1 protein-coding gene is annotated in these 21,889 nt (G+C 68.5%); it reads right to left on the bottom strand.

Annotated features, from left to right (window positions below; translation table 11 throughout):
• Positions 1-134: 134 nt before the first annotated feature.
• Positions 135-21,881: a non-ribosomal peptide synthetase gene (locus tag BLV31_RS09075; RefSeq protein ID WP_081364955.1), complete on the bottom strand. Its 21,747-nt coding sequence runs from the start codon at positions 21,879-21,881 to the stop codon at positions 135-137.
• Positions 21,882-21,889 lie beyond the last annotated feature (8 nt).

Below are 21,889 nucleotides of genomic sequence, written 5' to 3'. Positions count from 1 at the left end.
CCGAATCGCGTGACCTTACTCGACAGTAACCTCTCTGGTTCATCTCCCGAGTCGCCCTCGACGTTACCGGGCGGTACCTCCGGGGTCCCACCTCGCGCATCGGCGGGGCCGTCCGAGGACGGCCCCACCTGCGGTCAGTCCGGATCGGAGAGCCGGTGCACCCGGTGCGCCGCGCCCCATTCGTCGAGCAGATCCTGGGGCGCCTCGTCGACCACGACGACCACCGCGAGATCCTCGAGACTGCCCGGCTCGAGCGTGCGCAGCGAGGCTTCCGGCAGGTGGACGTGCGTGACCCACTCGTTGTAGAGCACACCGTCCAGGGAGGCCCCCGACACCGTCTTCTCGGGTACGACCACGACGACCGCACCCGTCGCGGTCACGGCCAGCGGCTCGAGGGCCACCGATTCGACGTCGACGCTGCCCAGGGCTGCGCTCCGCGACTCGTAGGTCAGCTCGTACCTCTCGCGCAGCTCGTCGATCCGCTCGAGAAGTTCGGCGTTCGTGAACGTCCGCGACCCGATGACCGCCGCCGCGTCCGACGGTTCCACCGGACGCAGCCGGTCCGAGTACGTCACGGGAGCGGCCGAGAGAGCCGACAGGTCCGTCTGCACCTTCTCGTCGTCCACGACGATCCAGTCGCCCGACAGGGATCCTGCCGCCTTCGAGAGGGTCAGACCCACCGCGGCTCCCGCCGGCAGCTCTTCGCCGTGGCGAGCCGGGTCGACCATCACCAGTGCCGAGCCGGTCTTGGCCACCGCCCACTGCGCGACCACCGAGTCCACCGATCGTGGCATCGAGACGGCGACAGCATCGCCTGTTCCCAGCCCGCGATCGATGAGCATGCGGGCCAGGCGGGAAGACCGTTCGTCGAGTTCGCGGTACGAGATCTCCACACCCTGCCCGTCGGCCTCGGGTTCGGCGGGCACGGCGAGTGCGGGCGCCGAGGGGTCCATTTCGACCACCTCCGCGAGCACAGTGGCGAGGGTGCCCGCTCCCGTACCGCCCACAACCGCGGAGGGCCCGGATTCGGCCACGATGCGCGCGAGTTCGTCGGCCTCGACGAGTTCGATATCGGCGACCGCCGTGTCGGAATCCTCGACGAACGCCTCCAGCACACGCACGAATCGTCGGGAGAGGTGAACGACCTCGGCCTCGTCGAAGAACCGCTCCAGGTACTTGAAGGTCAGTTCGATCTCGCTGTCGGCGACGGTGAGCAGCGTTATCGGGTAATGCGTGGCGTCCTTCACTCCGACGCCCGTGATCGTCATGCCGTCGATCGAGCCCGCAGCGTCGGACAACGCGTCCCGATCGATCGGGTACGACTCGAACACCAGCAGGGAGTCGAATCCGATCGGCGTTCCGATGCGCTGTTCGATGTCGGACAGGCCGACATAGTGGTGATCGAGCAACCCCGCCTGCTCCGCCTGCAGACGTCGGAGCATCTGCGACACGGATTCGTGCCGGTTCGTCCTTACGCGCACCGGCAATGTGTTGATGAACAGACCCACCATCGACTCGACGCCGGGCAGGTCGGCGGGACGACCCGACACGGTCGCGCCGAACACGACGTCCGAGCTGCCGGTGATGCGGCCGAGCACTACGCCCCAGGCAGCCTGCACGAGGGTGTTCACGGTTACGCCGAGATCGGCCGCGAGGGCGGTCAACCGGGCGGTGCGCTCGGTGTCGAGCAGGACGCGGACCGTGGAGATCGTGTCGTTCCCGGGGTCGCGCTGAACCGGAGCGATGGCGGTCGGATCTCCGAGCCCTTCGAGCGCGGTGGCCCACGCGTCGAGCGAAACCGTCCTGTCCTGCTCGGCGAGCCACGCGAGGAAACTGCGGTAGGAGCGCGCGCGCGGCAGTGCCGTGGGATCACCGCGGAGCACGTACAGGGCCATTAGATCCTGCATGAGCAGCGGCATCGACCAGCCGTCGAGAAGGATGTGATGGGTCGTGACTCCGAGGTGGTACCGGTTCGTTCCGGATCTCACGAGCAGGAACCGAATGAGCGGTGCCGACTCCATGTCGAAGCGACGGGACTGCTCGTCCGCCAATGCCGATGCGACCGCGGCCATCCGTCGCTCGTCCTCGGTGTCGCTCGAATCGAGTTCTCGCCAGGGAAGCTCGACGTCGTCGAGCACCAGTTGCAGGGACCGTCCCTCCGCGTCCGTGACGAAAGCGGTCCTGAGATTCGGGTATCGGTCCAGCAGTGCTTGTCCGGCCGCACGCAGGCGCGCCGGATCCACCTCACCCTCGAGGTCCAGCACGGCCTGCATGGTGTAGACGTCGACGTGCTCCTCGGTCACCATCGACGCGTGGAACAGCAGACCCGCCTGCAGCGGCGACAGCGGCCACACGTCCGAGAGCGCCGGGTAGCGCTGCTCCCATTCCTCGATCTCGCTTTGTCCGAGACCGGCGAGCAGCAGGTCGGACGGTGTCAGGCCCCCCGCATCCGGTGACGCCGCGTACTGGGCGAGAGCGCTCAGTGCCTGCGACCAATGCTGAGCAAGCTCGTCCACGTCGTCGGAATCCAGCAGCCCCGACGGGAAGGCGATGCTCGCGCCGAGCTGTGGTCCGCCGTCGCCGTCCGAGACGATCGCATTGATATCGACGCTCGCGTTGGCGGGCATGTCGGCGTCCTGAGCAACATCCAGCTCGCCGAGCGCGGAGGTCGGTGCCCAGCCGATCTCCGCGAGGCCCTCCGGTACGTCCGCCGACGACATCCGGCCCAGATAGTTGAAGCTCACCTGCGGCACTCGGGCGATCGACGCCAACCGCGCCGACGATTCCGGATCCAGATAGCGCAGCAGGCCGAATCCCATACCCTTGTCCGGGATGGCCAGGAGCTGTTCCTTGACCGCCTTCACGGCCGATCCGATCGCAGCGCCACCGGCGAACGCCTCGTCGACGTCCACTCCGGTCAGGTCGACCCGGACCGGGTACGCACTGGTGAACCACCCGACCGTCCTCGACAGGTCCGCTCCCGGCAGGACGGACTCCTCCCGTCCGTGACCTTCGAATTCGACCAGGGCCGAAGACGATTCGATGCCTCGATCGCGTCGCCACCGCACGAGTGCCAGGCCGAGCGCAGCCATCAGGCCGTCGGCGACACCACCGCGGAACAATGTCGGCACCGACGTCAGCAGAGCATCGGTTTCGGACGCCGGGAGAGACAGCTCGATCCGTCGGACGGTGGAGATGGTGTCGACGGCAGGATCGAACGGACGTGAGCCCAGAGCCGGGTCCGGGCCCTCCAGAATGCGCTCCCACAGAGGAAGTTCCGCCCGGCGCTCCGAGGCCGCAGCCACGAGACCGTGCGCCCATCGCCGCAGGGACGTGCCCACGGCGTCGAGCGACACTTCCCGGCCGGAGACGATCTGCCCCCAGGCCAGACCGAGGTCCGGCAGCAGGATGCGCCACGAGACGCCGTCCACGACCAGATGGTGGGCGACGACCGCGAGGATGCCCGCACGCTCACCGCCGAAATCGAACCACACGAACCGGAGGACCGAACCGCTGCCAGGATCGAGCCGGCCCAGCGCCGCGTCGATCTCGCGTTCCGCAACGATGGTCAGATCTGCGTCGCTGATTCCGGCGGGTAGCTCGACCCGTTCGAGAATCGACACCGGATCGACACTTCCTGCGGCGCGAACGCGTAGGACATGCTCCCCATCGGTTCCGCGCTCGAGGATCGAACGCAGGGCATCGTGGTGATCGACGACGGCACCGATCGTACGAACGAGCACGTCCTGATCGATCCCGCTCGGCAATGTCACGGCGACGATCTGCGAGAACCGATCGAAACCACCGGGCCACGACAGGACCTCATGCATGATCGGCGTCAGCGGAACCTCGCCGACACCGCCACCGGGAAGCTCGGCCGGACGCAGTGTCGTCCCGCCCTCGGAGCGCGTCGCGACCTCGGCGAGACCGGCGACCGACCGACGCTCGAAGACGTCCCGGGGGGTGAACACCACACCGCGCGCCTTCGCCCGCGACACCAACTGGATCGACACGATGCTGTCGCCGCCGAGCGCGAAGAACGACTCGTCGACGCTCACCTTGTCCAGATGCAGAACCTCCGCGAACACCTCGGAGATGATCTGCTCGACCTCACCCTCGGCGGCCCGGTACTCACGCTCCTCGATCACCGGTTCCGGCAGCGCATCGCGATCGAGTTTGCCCACCGGCGTGAGCGGCACCTCGTCGAGTACCACGATGGCCGACGGCACCATGTGCGGCGGCAACGACCGTGCCACGAACTCGGTCAACTCCGCCGTGTCGACCGTTCGGCCCCGCACGGGCAGCACGTACGACACCAGCACGGTGGCGCCGGAACCGGTGGTCCGGCCGAGAGTAGCCGCGAAATCCACACTGTCGTGTCCGGCGAGAGCCGCGTCGATCTCGCCGAGCTCGATACGGAAACCGCGGACCTTGACCTGGAAGTCGCTGCGGCCGACGAATTCGAGCTCGACGGGACCGCCCTCGATCGAACGCCAGCGAACCACGTCGCCCGTGCGGTACATGCGCGAGCCGTCGCTGGTGTAGGGATTGGCGACGAACCGCTCGGCGGTCAGGGCGGTGCGCCCGTGGTAACCCCGCGCGAGCGCGCCACCTGCCATGTAGAGCTCGCCTGCGACACCCTCGGGCACCGGGTTCAGCCGGGCATCGAGGACGAGCGCGGATACACCGTGGGTCGGGTTGCCGATCGTGATCGGCCGGCCTGGTTGCAGGCGGGCGAACGACGAGATGATCGTGGTCTCGGTGGGGCCGTAACCGTTGAAGTACTTCCGTCCCGGCGCCCAGCGACCGAGCAGCTCGGGTGTGGTGACGTCGCCGCCCACCGACACCACCTCGAGGCTGTCGATACCGGCAGGATCCATCGTGCCCAGCACTGCGGGCGTGATGATCGTGTGGGTCACCTGTTCGGTCTGCAGCAGTTCCGCAAGATCCGGGCCGCCGATGATCCGGCCCGGCACGATCACCAGCGTCGCACCGCTCGAGAATGCAGCCATCCACTCGAGCACCGACGGGTCGAAGCTCGGCGAGCAGATGTGCAGGAACCGGTGGCCGGCACGCAGGTGGTAGAGGTCCACGGCGGTGTCGACGACGCCACCGAGACCGGTGTGGGTGACCACGACGCCCTTGGGCCTACCCGTCGAACCCGACGTGTAGATCACATAGGCCGGGTGTTCGAGCCGGATCGGCCGCACGCGATCGGCGTCGGTGACCGGCGCACCGGACCGCGCGTCCAGTTCCGCGGCCGTCTCCGGCGCGTCGAGCACGACCCAGTCGGAGTCGTCCGGCATCGCCTCGCGATATTCGGCCCCGGTGATACCCATGGCCGCTCCGGAATCCGCGAGCATGTAGCGCACGCGGTCGATCGGGTAGTTCGGATCGACCGGCAGGTGGGCGGCACCGGCCTTCGCGATCGCCCACACGCTCAGCACCATCTCGTACGAACGCGGGTACGCGACGGCGACGATGTCCTCCGGTCCGACCCCTCGCTCGATGAGCATGCGGGCCAGGCGCGACGAGGTCTCGTCGAGTTCCCGGTAGGTGACCGACCGGCCCTCGTACCGCACCGCGACGGCCTCGGGGGCCCGCGCGACGCCCGAAGTGAGGATGTCGGTGAGGCTTCCACCTGCACTGACGCGGTCGCCGTGGACGTGCGTGAGCCGGTCGAACTCGTCTGTGTCGAGAAGCGGTAGATCTCCGACCGGCAGGTGCGGATCGCCCAGTACTCCCGCGACGAGCATCTCGAACCGTCGAGCGAATCCTTCGATCGTCGAGCGGTCGAACAACGCACTCGCGTAGGAGAATTCAGCCGAGATTCCGGCGGGGCCATCCGATCCGCCGCGATGCTCGCGGAGGGTCAGCGACAGGTCGAACTTGACGGTGTCGACCTCGAAGGGCACTCCGGACACCGTGAGTTCGGGCAGTTCCAGCGCCGTCTCGGGCAGGTTCTCGAACGACAGTGCCACCTGGAACAGCGGGTGGCGTGCCGTCGACCGCTCGGGGGCGAGGATCTCCACGAGCCGCTCGAAGGGGATGTCGGCGTGGGCGAACGCCTCGAGGTCGCCCTCCCGCACGCGCGAGAGGAGGTCCGAGAAGCTCTTGCCCGCGTCCACCCGGGTGCGCAGGACGAGCGTGTTGACGAACATGCCGACCAGGTCGTCGACCTCCGATTCGCCACGACCGGCGATGGGCGTGCCGATCGCGATGTCGTCGCTGTCGGAGATCCTCGACAGAAACACCGCGAGCGCGGTGTGCATCACCATGAACATCGTGGTGCCCGTGGAGCGTGCGAGTGCCGCGAGGCCGCGGTGCAGGTCCGCGCCGAGGACGAACTCGATCTTGCCGCCGGTGAAGGACTGGATCGAAGGACGCGGCCGGTCCATGGGGAGATTCAGCTCGTCAGGCAGACCCGCGAGCGTGCGCTTCCAGTACTCGGCCTGCGCAGCGAGCAGGCTCTCGGCATCATCCTCTCCGCCGAGGACCGCGCGCTGCCAGATGGCGAAGTCGGCGTACTGCACCGGCAGCGGCGCCCAGCCGGGGGCTTCACCCTCGGCGCGGGACATGTACGCCGTCATCACGTCGCGGGTCAGCGGCGAGATGGACCAGCCGTCGGCGCTGATGTGATGGACGACGAAGACCAGCACATGATCGCGCTCGGAGAGCTCGAACAGTCGTGCGCGCAGCGGGATCTCGGTGGTGACGTCGAACCCGCGGGAGACGACCGCCGTCACCTTCTGCAGCAGGTCGTCCTCAGTGGCCGATTCGACGTCGATGTCGGGTGCGGCCTCCGCGACCGGGAGTATCAGCTGGTAGGGCTGTCCGTCGATCTCGGGATAGATGGTGCGGAGCACCTCGTGCCGGGTGAGCAGGTCTTGGACCGCTGCCTGCAGCGCACCGAGGTCGAGTGCCCCGGTCAACCGGACCGCCACTGGGATGTTGTCGACCGACGATTCGGTGTCGAAGCGGTTGAGGAACCACATGCGCTGCTGCGCGAGCGACAGCGGCACACGTTCAGGCCGCGGCTGCGGCACCAGCGGCGGACGTGCCGCCGCACCGGTGTGCTGCTCGGCCGCGACGGCGAGCGCCGCGACACTGGGGGCTTCGAACAGCACGCGCACGGGGACGCGGGTGTCGAGTGCCGCGCCGATCCGCGAGACGACCTGGGTGGCGAGCAGCGAGTTGCCGCCGAGTTCGAAGAAGTCGTCGTCCACACCCACGCGGGTGAGGCCGAGGACGTCGGCGAACACGCCGGCGACGATCTCCTCGACCGGGGTGCTCGGAGCGCGGAACTCACGGGCCTCGAAGACCGGCTCGGGCAGGGCCCTGCGGTCGAGCTTGCCGTTGACGTTCAGCGGCAACGCATCGAGCGTCACGAACGCCGACGGCACCATGTACGACGGCACCTGCGTCGCCAGTTCGCTCCTGACCGTCGCCACGTCGAGGGTGTCGGCTTCGATGGGTACGACGTACGCGACCAACTGGGTGCCGACCCGCTCGTCCTCACGAGCGATCACCGCGACATCACGCAGCACATCCATCGCCCGCAGAGCGGATTCGATCTCACCGAGCTCGATACGGAAACCACGCACCTTCACCTGGAAATCCGTACGCGACAGGTAGTCCAACTGCCCGTCACGGGTCCACCGCACCAGATCGCCCGTACGATACAGACGTTCACCATCACCGAACGGCGACGCGACGAACCGCTCCGCACTCAGATCCGCACGCCCGAAATACCCGCGCGCGAGCTGCGCACCCGCGAGATACAGCTCACCGGCGACACCGGTCGGAACCGGATGCAGACGCTCGTCGAGCACATACACCCGGGTGTTCCACTCGGGCACACCGATCGGCACCGACGCACCCGAGACATCGGTGACATCACCGGCGGTGACCGACACCGCAGCCTCGGTCGGACCGTACAGGTTCACCAGCCGGGCGGCATTGTGCTCGACGAACCGCTTCGCGGTGGCCGGCGGGAGGGCCTCACCGATCGCCAGCACCTGCCGCAACGAGGGTGTGAGGATGCCGCCCGCATCGACCATCAGAGCCTCGAGCATCGACGGCACCACATGCAGCGTCGTCACCGACTGCTCGGTCAGCAACCGGTTCAGATACGCCGGATCCCGATGACCGTCGGCCGACGCGATCACCACACGCCCACCGGAGACCAGCGCCGACCAGAACTCCCACACCGACAGATCGAACGTCGCCACCGTCTTCAACAGCACCGCATCATCGACACCGAGACCGAAATACTCACGCTTCCACAGCAACTGGTTGACGATCGCCGCATGCGGCACCGCCACACCCTTCGGCCGACCCGTCGAACCCGACGTGAAGATCACATACGCCGTGTTCGACGCACGCAACGGCGCGATCCGCTCGGTGTCGGTCACCGGCACCGCGGACAGCTCGGACAGATCCAGGCTGTCGAGCAACAGGATGGGGACAGACTTCTCCCCCGGTGCCGTGAACTCGTCGCGTTCGGTGGACAGCACCACCACCGGAGCGGCGGTGTCGAGAATGTAGGCATTGCGCTCGTCCGGCTGATCCGGATCCACCGGCACATACACGCCACCGGCCTTGACCACCGCATACATACCGACCAGCAACTCGACCGAGCGACGCATCGCCAGCGCCACCGTCGACTCCGGACCCACACCCTCCGAGATCAACCTGCGCGCAAGACGATTGACACGCGCATCGAACTCCGAATAGGTCAGCGACTCGCCCTCGAACACCAACGCCGGCGCATCCGGCACCCGCGAGACCTGCTCGTCGAACAGATCGACCAACGTCGCCGACCTGGTGGGGTGTGTGGTGTCGTTCCACGCCTCGAGCACTCGCGCGGTTTCCACGGTGTCGAGGAGGGTCAGATCGCCGACCGGCAGTGCCGGGTCGTCGACCACGGCGTCGAGCACGCGGATGAACCGGGCGGCGAACTCCGCGACCGTCGACTCGTCGAACAGATCGGTCGCGTAGGTGAAGTAGCCGGTGATGCCCGTGGGCGTGCCGTCGTCGCTGTAGCGGTCGGTGACGATCAGGTGCAGGTCGAACTGCGAGATCTCCATGTCGGTGTCGAGTCCGGAGATGGTGAGACCGGGGAGTTCGAGTGCGGCCTGCGCGAGGTTCTGGAACGACAGACCCACCTGGAACAGCGGGTGGCGTGCCGTGGATCGTGCGGGGTTGAGCACCTCGACGAGCCGCTCGAACGGCACGTCGGCGTTCGCGAACGCGCCGAGGTCGGCCTCACGGGTCCGTCCAAGGAGTTCGGTGAACGACGCGTCCGAATCGACGTGGGTCCGGAACACCAGCGTGTTGACGAACATGCCGATCAGGTCGTCGAGTTCGCGCTCGCCACGACCGGCCATCGGCGTGCCGATCGCGATGTCGTCGCTCGAGGACATGCGTGCGAGGAACACCGCGAGCGCGGTGTGCAGCACCATGAACATCGTGGTGTTCGTGCGCCGGCCGAGATCGGCGAGGCGTCGGTGGAGTTCGGCCTCAACGGTGAAGTCGACGCGGCCGCCCCGGAACGACTGGACAGCGGGACGCGGCCGGTCGCTCGGGAGATCGAGCTGGTCGGGCAGTCCGGCGAGGGCCTGCTTCCAGTACTCGACCTGCTTGGCGGCCAGCGCTTCCGGGTCGTCCTCGTCGCCGAGCACCTCGCGCTGCCAGATGGCGAAGTCGGCGTACTGCACCGACAGCGGCTCCCATGCCGGGGCGTCGCCCTGCGACCGCGCGACGTAGGCCGTCATGAGGTCGCGCGTGAGCGGACCCATCGACGAGCCGTCGGCGGAGATGTGGTGGACCACGAAGGCGAGGACGTAGTCGGATTCGCGGACCCGGAACAGTCGCGCACTCAGCGGCACGGTCGTGGTGACGTCGAAGATCGTCGCCGCGAGTTCCTGGACGGCGACGACGATGTCCTCCTCCGGCACGTCCACCGGGGTGAGGTCGGGGACCGTCTGCGCGGCCGGAACGATGACCTGGACGGGACCGTCCTCGGTCTCCGGATAGAAGGTGCGCAGCGATTCGTGACGGGCCACGACGTCGCCGACGGCGGCCTGCAGCGCGTCGACGTCGAGATCGCCGGTGAGCCGAATCGCGATCGGCACGTTGTAGGCCGACGATTCGGTGTCGAATCGGTTGAGGAACCACATGCGCTGCTGCGCGAGCGACAGCGGGATGCGTGCGGGCCGCTCGATGGCTTCGAGAGGCCGGCGGTCCTCGCCACGCTGCGACTCGACCGCACCGGCGAGCGATTCGACGGTGGTGTTCTCGAAGAGGGCACGCACCGGAACCTTCGCGCCGAGTGCGGCTCCGAGCCGGGAGGCCACCTGGGTGGCGAGCAGCGAGTTGCCGCCGAGTTCGAAGAAGTCGTCGTCGAGACCGACCCGTTCGACGCCGAGCACCTCGGCGAAGACCGCGGCGACGGCCTGCTCGGCCGGCGTGACGGAGGTCCGGAATTCGCGGGTCTCGAAGACCGGCTCGGGCAGGGCCCTGCGGTCGAGCTTGCCGTTGACGTTCAGCGGCAACGCATCGAGCGTCACGAACGCCGACGGCACCATGTACGACGGCACCTGCGTCGCCAGTTCGCTCCTGACCGTCGCCACGTCGAGGGTGTCGGCTTCGATGGGTACGACGTACGCGACCAACTGGGTGCCGACCCGCTCGTCCTCACGAGCGATCACCGCGACATCACGCAGCACATCCATCGCCCGCAGAGCGGATTCGATCTCACCGAGCTCGATACGGAAACCACGCACCTTCACCTGGAAATCCGTACGCGACAGGTAGTCCAACTGCCCGTCACGGGTCCACCGCACCAGATCGCCCGTACGATACAGACGTTCACCATCACCGAACGGCGACGCGACGAACCGCTCCGCACTCAGATCCGCACGCCCGAAATACCCGCGCGCGAGCTGCGCACCCGCGAGATACAGCTCACCGGCGACACCGGTCGGAACCGGATGCAGACGCTCGTCGAGCACATACACCCGGGTGTTCCACTCGGGCACACCGATCGGCACCGACGCACCCGAGACATCGGTGACATCACCGGCGGTGACCGACACCGCAGCCTCGGTCGGACCGTACAGGTTCACCAGCCGGGCGGCATTGTGCTCGACGAACCGCTTCGCGGTGGCCGGCGGGAGGGCCTCACCGATCGCCAGCACCTGCCGCAACGAGGGTGTGAGGATGCCGCCCGCATCGACCATCAGAGCCTCGAGCATCGACGGCACCACATGCAGCGTCGTCACCGACTGCTCGGTCAGCAACCGGTTCAGATACGCCGGATCCCGATGACCGTCCGCCGACGCGATCACCACACGCCCACCGGACACGAGAGCCGACCAGAACTCCCACACCGACAGATCGAACGTCGCCACCGTCTTCAACAGCACCGCATCATCGACACCGAGACCGAAATACTCACGCTTCCACAGCAACTGGTTGACGATCGCCGCATGCGGCACCGCCACACCCTTCGGCCGACCCGTCGAACCCGACGTGAAGATCACATACGCCGTGTTCGACGCACGCAACGGAGCGATCCGCTCGCCGTCGACGATGGAGGCGGACGAGACGTCCGAGAGATCGAGCGTGTCGATCGCCAGGCTCGGGACAGACCTCTCCCCCGGCACGACGAAGGCATCGCGTTCGGTCGACAGGATCACCACCGGCGCCGCGGTGTCGAGAATGTACGCGTTGCGATCGTCCGGCTGATCGGGATCCACCGGCACATACACGCCACCGGCCTTGACCACCGCATACATACCGACCAGCAACTCGACCGAGCGACGCATCGCCAGCGCCACCGTCGACTCCGGACCCACACCCTCCGAGATCAACCTGCGCGCAAGACGATTGACACGCGCATCGAACTCCGAATAGGTCAGCGACTCGCCCTCGAACACCAACGCCGGCGCATCCGGCACCCGCGAGACCTGCTCATCGAACAGATTCACGAGCGTCGACGCCTGGTCGACCGTGCGGTCGGTGGCGTTCCACGACTCGAGGATCTCGATCCGTTCGGATCCGTCGAGCATGTCGATGTCGCCGACAGCCGTGGTCGGGTCGGTGACGATCGCCTCGAGGACACGCACGAAGCGCTGCGCGAAGCCCTCGACCGTCGACTCGTCGAACAGATCGGTCGCGTACGTGAAGGTGGCGTCGATGATGTCGGGCGCACCGTCGTCAACGTAGTGGTCGAACACCGTGAGCTGCAGGTCGGTCTTGGCGAGCTGCAGCTCGAAATCGGTGGAACTCACTGTCAGACCGGGCAGTTCGAGCTGGGTGCGCGCCAGGTTCTGGAACGACAGACCCACCTGGAAGAGCGGGTTGCGGGCGGTCGAGCGCACCGGATTCAGCACTTCCACCAGGCGTTCGAACGGCACGTCGGCGTTCGCGAAGGCACCGAGGTCGGTCTCGCGGGTGCCTTCGAGGAGTCGCTCGAAGGACTGGGCCGGGTCGACGTCGCTGCGGAAGACCAGCGTGTTGACGAACATGCCGATCAGGTCGTCGAGTTCGCGCTCGCCACGACCGGCGATCGGGGTGCCGATCGCGATGTCGCGGGTGCCCGAGAGCCGCGCCAGCAGAGTCGCGAAGGCCGCGTTGACGACCATGAACAGCGTCGCGTTCTTCGACCGCGCGAGTTCCTGCAGGCCGCGGTGCAGTTCGGGCGAGATCGTGAACTGCAACGATTCACCGCGGAAGCTCTGGCTCGGCGGACGCGGGCGGTCGGACGGGAGATCGAGCTGGTCGGGCAGTCCGGCGAGGGCCTGCTTCCAGTACTCGACCTGCTTGGCGGCCAGCGCTTCCGGGTCGTCCTCGCTGCCGAGCACCTCGCGCTGCCACAGCGCGTAGTCGGCGTACTGCACGGGCAGCGGCTCCCACGCCGGCGCGTCGCCCCGCGACCGTGCCACGTAGGCCGTCATCAGGTCCCGGGTCAGCGGGCCTACCGACGCGCCGTCGGCCGACACGTGGTGTACGACCAGCGCGAGAATGTGCTCGTCGTCGCTGACACGGAAGATGCGCACCGCGACCGGCACCTCGGCGGTCACATCGAAGGTCGTCGACATGAAGGCCACGATCTCGGGTTCGAGTTCGGCCTCCGCGACGTCGCGCACGACGAGTTCGGGCAGCGCACCGTCGAGCGGGAGCACCACCTGGTGCGGTCCGTCGGGTGAATCCGGGTAGATGGTGCGGAGCGATTCGTGCCGGGCGATGACGTCGCGTGCTGCCGCGCGGAGCGCGTCGACATCGAGGTCGCCGACGAGCCGCACAGCGATCGGGATGTTGTCGACCGCCGAGGACGCCGTGTCGAACTGGTTGAGGAACCAGTAGCGCTGCTGCGCGAGCGACAGCGGAACCCGGTCGGGTCGTTCGCCGGCGACGAGGGGACGGCGCGGGCCACCCGACACTCCGTGTTCGAGGCGCGCCGCAAGGTCTTCGACGGTCGCGGCCTCGAACAACAGTCGCAGGGGCACGGTGGCATTCAGCGCGGCACCGATGCGGGAGACCACTCGGGTGGCGATGAGCGAGTTTCCGCCGAGCGCGAAGAAGTCGTCGTCGAGTCCGACGCGGTCGACGCCGAGAACCTCGGAGTAGGTCGAGGCCACGACCTGTTCCGTGGAGGTGGTGGGAGCGCGGAACGCCCTGACCTCGAAGACCGGGTCGGGCAGTGCCTTGCGGTCGAGCTTGCCGGACGCACCCAGCGGCATGGCGTCGAGGAGCACGTAGGTGGCGGGCACCATGTAGGCCGGCAACTGCGCGGACAGTGCCGCACCGGACGCCACCTGATCGAAGGTCGCACCGGGCTGCGGGACGACGTAGGCGACGAGCTGGTCCTGACGGACGAGCACGACGGCCTGCTCGACCTCGTCGAGGGCGAGCAGCGCGGTCTCGATCTCACCGAGTTCGATGCGCAGACCGCGGAGCTTGACCTGGAAGTCCGTGCGGCCGATGTAGTCGAGTTCGCCGGCCCCCTCCGTCCAGCGCACGAGGTCGCCGGTGCGGTACAGCCGCTCGCCGTCGCCGAACGGCGAGGCGACGAAGCGCTCGGCCGTGAGGTCGGGGCGCTGCATGTACCCACGCGCGAGCTGGGTGCCCGCGAGATAGAGCTCTCCCGCGACCCCCACGGGCACGGGCGCGAGACGCTCGTCGAGGACGTAGACGCGGGTGTTCCACACGGGGGCACCGATCGGCACGGACACCGTGTCGGCGTCGGTGGCCTCGTGGTAGGTCACGTCGACGGCCGCCTCGGTGGGGCCGTAGAGGTTGTGCAGGCCGGCGTCGGTCAGCAGTGCGCGCGTGCGTGCGGCCAGTGCGGGCGGCAGGGCCTCACCGGAGGCGAAGACGTGCCGGAGCGAGGTGAGTTCGTCGGCTGATGCCTCGGCGACGAACACCGCCAGCATCGACGGCACGAAGTGCACGACGGTCACGCCGCACCGCTCGATCACCGAGGTCAGGTACCGCGGATCGCGGTGACCGTCCGGCACGGCGACCACCAGTCGGGCACCGACCTGCAAGGGCCAGAAGAACTCCCACACCGACACATCGAAGGTGAACGGGGTCTTCTGCAGCACCACGTCGGCCTCGGTCAGGGGGTATTCGTGCTGCATCCAGCGTAGGCGGTTGACGATCGCGCCGTGCGGCACCGCCACACCCTTCGGGCGCCCGGTCGATCCGGACGTGAAGATGACGTAGGCGGTGTTCGAGGCCCGCAGCGGGGACGTCCGCTCGGCGTCGATGACGGGATCGGACGCCGTCGCGGACAGGTCGAGGGTGTCGACGAGCAGGATCGGGACGGACGTCTCCCCCGGCACGCGGAACCCGTCACGCTCGGTGGTCAGCACCGCCACGGGAGCGGCGGTGTCGAGGATGTAGCCGTTGCGATCCTCCGGCTGGTCCGGGTCGATCGGCACGTAGGCACCACCGGCGGTGACGACCGCGTACATACCGACCAGCAGATCGAGCGAGCGACGCATCGCCAGACCCACCCGCGCGTCGGGGCCGACGCCGAGCGAGATCAGGTGCCGCGCAAGACGGTTCACGCGCTCGGAGAACTCGCCGTAGGTCAGCGACTCGCCCTCGAACTCCACCGCGACCGCATCCGGCGACCGCCGGACCTGCTCGGCGAACAGATCGACGAGGGTCGAGGTGCCGTCGAGCGCGTGGTCGGTGTCGTTCCACTGCTCGAGGACCTGCACGCGTTCGGCGTCGTCGAGCAGGTCGACATCACCGATCGCGACGGAGAGATCGCCGGTGACCGCATCGAGGAGACGGACGAAGCGCTCGGCAATGCGCTCGACGGTGCGGGTGTCGAACAGATCGGTGGCGTAGGTCAGGCCCACCGAGTACTCGGCGGCACCGGTCGCGGTCGGCGTCTCGGTGACGACGAACTGGAGGTCGAATTTGGCGGTCGCGATGTCGAGGTCGACGGCCTCGACGGTCAGCCGCGGAAGTTCGAGCGTGCGAGTCTCGAGGTTCTGGAACGACAGCATCACCTGGAACAGCGGGTGACGTGTAGTGGAGCGCTCGGGGTTGAGCACCTCCACGAGTCGTTCGAACGGCAGGTCGGCGTGGCCGAACGCCTCGAGGTCGGCGCCGCGTACCCGGCCGAGCACCTGCTCGAACGACTCGCCGCCCTCGACCCTGGTGCGCAGCACGAGGGTGTTGACGAACATGCCCACCAGGTCGTCGAGCGCCGCGTCGCCACGACCGGCCACCGGGGTGCCGATCGCGATGTCGTCGGTTCCCGACAGACGCGCCAGCAACACTGCCAGCGCGGTGTGCACCACCATGAACGGGGTCGCGTTGCGTTCGCGGGCGAGCGTGACGATGCGGTCGTGCAGCGTCTCGTCGATGGTGAACTCGTGCAGGGCACCCCGGTTGGTGGCGACGGCGGGGCGCGGGCGGTCGGCCGGCAGGTCGAGCTGCTCGGGCAGACCCTCGAGCGTGTCCCGCCAGAAACCGACCTGCGAGGAGATGACCGACTCCGGATCGTCCTCCGAGCCGAGCACCTCCCGCTGCCAGATCGCGAAGTCGGCGTACTGCACCGGCAGCGGTTCCCAGCCCGGTTCGCCGCCGGCGGCGCGGGCCGCGTAGGCGGAGACGATGTCGCGGGTGAGCGGACCCATCGAGAAGCCGTCGGCGGCGATGTGGTGCACGACGAGTGCGAGCACGTGTTCGGTCGCCGACACCGCGAACAGCTGCGCCCGGAAGGGTGCCTGGGCAGAGACGTCGAAGCCGGACGAGACGAGATCGGTGATGCTCTGCACCAGCTGCGTCTCGGTGACGTCGATCGGCGTGAGGTCGGGTTCGACCTCGGACACCGGCAGCACCTGCTGGTAGCCCACACCGTCGACGTCCGGGTAGGTCGTCCGCAAGGACTCGTGCCGGCCGAGCACGTCGACCACCGCGGAGCGCAGCGCCTCGACGTCCAGCGCGCCGATCAACCGGATCGCGCCGGGGATGTTGTTGACCGCCGATTCGGGCTCGAAGCGGTTGAGGAACCACATCCGCTGCTGCGCGAGCGACAGCGGTACCCGCTCGGGACGTTCCTGCGCGATGAGCGGCGTGCGGCCCTGGGTCTCGCTCTGCTCGACGCGGGCGGCGAGGGCGGCCACGCCGGACGCCTCGAACAGGACACGAACGGGCACAACGGTTCCCAGTTCGGAGCCGAGGCGCGCGACGACCTGCGTCGCGATGAGCGAGTTGCCGCCGAGGGCGAAGAAGTCGTCGTCGAGCCCGACACGGTCGACACCGAGGACGTCGGCGAACACGCCGGCGACGACCTCTTCGACCGGAGTCGTGGGTGCACGGAAGCCGCGGGCCTCGAAGACCGGATCGGGCAGCGCCTTCCGGTCGACCTTGCCCGAGCTGCCGAGCGGCATCTCGTCGAGGACCACGAACTGCGACGGCACCATGTAGGCCGGGAGCACCGCGCCCAGCGCGGCCTGCGCGGCGTCGCGGTCGAAGGTCGTGTTCGGGGCCGGGACCACGTAGGCGACGAGCTGTTCGTGCCGCACCTGCGCGGCGGCCTGCGACACCCCGGTGTGGTCGAGCAGCGCGGTCTCGATCTCCCCGAGCTCGATACGCAGACCGCGGAGCTTGACCTGGAAGTCGGTGCGGCCGAGATACTCGAGATCGCCGCGGCGGTCGTTGCCCCAGCGCACGAGGTCGCCCGTGCGGTACAGACGCTCACCCTCGCCGAAGGGCGAGGCGACGAAACGCTCGGCGGTCAGATCGGGGCGGCCGACGTAACCGCGCGCCACCTGCACACCCGCGAGATACAGCTCACCCACGACACCGGCGGGAACCGGCGACAGTCGCGAGTCGAGCACGTAGGCGCGGGTGTTCCACACCGGAGCGCCCATCGCGACGGAGCCACCCGTCGTTCCTGCGACAGGGCGGGCGGTGGCGTGCACCGTGGCCTCGGTGGGGCCGTAGAGGTTGTGGAGCTCGGCGTCGCTGATCCGCGAGAACTGCTCGGCCACCGACAGCGGGAAGGCCTCACCGGCGACGAGCACGGTGCGCAGCGACGCGCAGTCGTCGGGCGACACCGACGCGGCGAACACCGCGAGCATCGACGGGACGAAGGAGGTTGCCGTCACCGCGCGCTCGCGGATGACGGTGCCGAGATAGGCGGTGTCGCGGTGACCGTCCGGGACCGCTATCACCATGCGCGAACCGACGGCGAGGGTGCCGAAGAGTTCCCACACCGACACGTCGAAGGTGAACGGGGTCTTCTGCAGCACCACGTCGTCGGGGCCGATCCCGTATTCGGTGGTGATCCACCGGATCTGGTTGACGACCGAGGCATGGGCGACCGCCACACCCTTCGGGCGTCCCGTCGATCCGGAGGTGAAGATCGAGTACGCGGTGTTCGACGGCCGCAACGGCGCGAGGCGGTCGGCGTCGGTGACCGGCTCGGCCGGTGTCGCGGACAGGTCGAGGCCGTCGATCGCGAGCGACGGCACCGATGCCGTGGCCGGCACGGAGAATCCGTCGCGTTCGGTGGTCAGCACCACCACGGGAGCGGCGGTGTCGAGGATGTAGCCGTTGCGATCGTCCGGCTGATCCGGATCGATCGGCACGTAGGCACCACCGGCCGAGACGATCGCGTACATACCGACGAGCAGATCGAGCGAGCGACGCATCGCCAGACCCACCCGCGCGTCGGGGCCGACGCCGAGCGAGATCAGGTGCCGCGCAAGACGGTTCACGCGCTCGGAGAACTCGCCGTAGGTCAGCGACTCGCCCTCGAACTCCACCGCGACCGCATCCGGCGAACGCCGGACCTGCTCGGCGAACAGATCGACGAGAGTCCCGGCGTCGCCGAGTTCGTGCTCGGTGGCGTTCCACGTGGCGAGCACATCGGTGCGCTCGGCATCGTCGAGCAGCGCGACATCACCGACCGGAAGTGCGGGTTCGGTCACGACCGCGGTGAGGATCCGGGTCAGGCGCTCGGCGAAGGACTCCATCGTCCGGGCGTCGAACAGATCCGTGGCATAGGTGAGGTCGACGAGATACCCCTCGGAGGTCGCGTCGTCCGAGACGGTGACCTGCAGGTCGAACTTCGCCAGTGCCGCGTCGACGTCGAGCGCCGAGACGGTCAGGCCGGGCAGTTCGAGGGAGTCGGCGTCGAGGTTCTGGAACGCGAGGAGCACCTGGAACAACGGGTGCCGTGCCGTCGACCGTTCGGGGTCGATGATCTCGACGAGCCGCTCGAACGGCAGGTCGGCCTGCCCGAACGCCTCGAGGTCGGCGCCGCGTACCTGTCCGAGCACCTGCTCGAACGACTCGCCGCCCTCGACCCGGGTGCGCAGCACGAGGGTGTTGACGAACATGCCCACCAAGTCGTCGAGCGCCGCGTCGCCACGACCGGCCACCGGGGTGCCGATCGCGATGTCGTCGGTGCCCGACAGACGCGCCAGCAGCACCGCCAGTGCCGCGTGCACGACCATGAACTCGGTGGTGGAGGTGCGACGGGCGAGATCGCGGACGGCGGAACGGAGTTCGGAGTCCAGGACGAACCGGTGCGAGGCACCGCGGTAGCTCGCGACGGCCGGTCGCGGACGGTCGGCCGGCAGATCGAGTTGCTCGGGCAGACCCGCGAGGGTCTCCCGCCAGAACGCGACCTGCGAGGAGATGACCGACTCCGGATCGTCCTCCGAGCCGAGCACCTCCCGCTGCCAGATGGCGAAGTCGGCGTACTGCACCGCGAGCGGTTCCCACTGCGGGGCGTCGCCCGAGACGCGTGCGGCGTAGGCCGTCACGACGTCGCGGGTCAGCGGACCCATCGAGAACCCGTCGGAGGCGATGTGGTGCACGACCAGCACCAGCACGTGCTCGGCCGCGGTCCCGGTCTCGGTGACGGCGAACAGCCGGGCCCGGAAGGGGACCTGCGTCGTTACGTCGAAGCCGGTGCCGACGATCTCGGTGGCCCGGGCGATCAGATCGGACTCGGCCACCGGGACCGGCGTCAGGTCGGGCACCACCTCGTCCACCGACAGCACCTGCTGGTAGCCCACACCGTCGACGTCCGGGTAGATCGTCCGCAGCGACTCGTGCCGGCCGAGCACGTCGGTCACCGCGGCCTGCAGGGCCGCCGCGTCGAGTGCACCCGACAGGCGGATCGCCACGGGGATGTTGTCAACCGCCGATTCGGGCTCGAAGCGGTTGAGGAACCACATCCGCTGCTGCGCGAGCGACAACGGCACCAGTTCCGGGCGCACCTGCGGGACCAGGGGTGCGCGTCCGTCGCCACCCGAGGCCATGGCGGCGTCGACGAGCGAGGCCAGTTCGGCCGCCGTGGGGGCGTCGAAGAACTCGCGGACGTCGATGCGGACCTTGTGGTCGGCGCTCAGTCGCGCGACGACCCGCGTCGCGCTGAGCGAGTTACCGCCGAGTTCGAAGAAGTCGTCGTCGACACCGAGCCGCTCGACACCGAGGACCTGCTCGAACGCCGCGACGACGGCGTGCTCGGTGGCCGTCGACGGTGCGCGGTACTCACGCTGCAGGGAGCTGAAGTCCGGTTCGGGCAAGGCCTTCCGGTCGAGCTTGCCGCTGCCGCCGAGCGGGAACTCGTCGAGTTCGACGAACAGCGACGGCACCATGTAGTCGGGCAGGCGCCGGCGCACGGCGTCGGCGAGCTCGGACCGTTCGATGTCGTGCCCGTCGGTGACGAGATAGGCGACGAGGTGGTCGCCGAGCGTGGGGTCGGAGTGCACGACGACGACCGACTGCCGCACGCCCGGATGGTCGAGCAGCGCCGATTCGATCTCGCCGAGTTCGATGCGCAGACCGCGCAGCTTCACCTGGAAGTCGGTGCGACCGATGTACTCGATCTGCCCGTCGTCGTTCGTCTTCACGAGGTCGCCGGTGCGGTACATGCGGTCACCGGGCTCGCCGAACGGGTCGGCGACGAAGCGATCGGAGGTCAGATCGGGGCGACGGAGGTAGCCGCGCGCGAGCTGGACGCCCGCGAGGTAGAGCTCACCCTCGACACCGTCCGGGACGGGACGCAGGCCCTCGTCGAGGACGTAGAGGCCGGTGTCGGCCACGGCGGCACCGATCGGCACGACGGTGTCGTCGGCCGAGGTCGCGAAGTAGGTGACGTCGACCGCGGCCTCGGTGGGCCCGTAGAGGTTGTGCAGACGCGCCGAGGAGATCTCGTAGAAGCGGGCGACGGTCTGCGGCGGCAGCGCCTCACCGGACGCGAAGACGTAGCGGAGGGTGCTCACCGACGCGGCGGTGGGCTCGGTGAGGTAGACGGCGAGCATCGACGGCACGAAGTGCGCGATCGTCACGCCGCGTTCGATCATCGTCTGCGCGAGATAGGCCGGGTCGCGGTGCCCGTCGGGCACCGCGATCGTGAGGCGGGCACCCACCTGCAGCGGCCAGAAGAACTCCCAGACCGACACGTCGAAGGTGAACGGTGTCTTCTGCAGCACCACGTCGTCGGCGCGCATCCCGTATTCGGACTGGCGCCAGTCGATGTTCGCGACGATCGCCCGGTGCTCGACGGCGACGCCCTTGGGCCGTCCCGTCGAACCGGACGTGAAGATGACGTAGGCGAGGTGATCGGCCGTGAGCGCGCCGCGGCGCTCCTCCGGGGCGATCGGCTCGTCGGAGACCTCCGACAGGTCGAGGGCGTCGATCGTCAGCGCCGGGACCGAATCGGGAAGATCGACGGCGTCGCGCTCGGTGGTGACGACGGCGACCGGCTCAGCGATCTCGAGGACGTAGGCGAGGCGATCGGCCGGATGGTCGGGATCGAGCGGCACGTAGGCGCCACCGGCCTTGACGATGGCGTACATGCCGACCAGCAGATCGAACGACCGGCGGACGGCGAGACCGACCCGTGCGTCCGGGCCCACACCGAGACCGATCAGGTGACGTGCGAGACGGTTGGCGCGGGCATCGAATTCGCGGTAGGTCAGGGCCTGCCCGTCGAACTCGAGAGCGACCGCATCGGGGGTCCGCGCCACCTGGGCGTCGAAACGCGCCACCAGTGTATCGGGATCGAACGTGGCCGGTGCTGCTGCATCGTCGCCGAGCACCTCGACGGCGTCGGCCAGCAGGGCGTCGACCACCCCCGCGAGACCCGGAGCACCCAGCAGAGCGGGCGCGATGTTCGACAGGACGACGGGGAACAGCGCGTCGAAACCGAGCGCGCCACCCATCGCGGTGTCGAGCGTGGCGATCTCGTCGCGCAGGCGCGCGTAGCCGATACGGGTGTCACCGTCGGTGAGGGCGACGCGGTCGGGTTCGATCTCCGCGACGGCGGCGAGCAACCGGGGAAGGTCCTCGATCGCCAGCGCCGGCTTGCCCGCCATGTCACCCGTCATCTACGTCA

This window comes from Rhodococcus pyridinivorans, from assembly GCF_900105195.1.
GTDB lineage: Bacteria > Actinomycetota > Actinomycetes > Mycobacteriales > Mycobacteriaceae > Rhodococcus > Rhodococcus pyridinivorans.
Note: the sequence above shows the minus strand (reverse complement) of the source record. Positions and strands in the feature narration are given on the sequence as shown.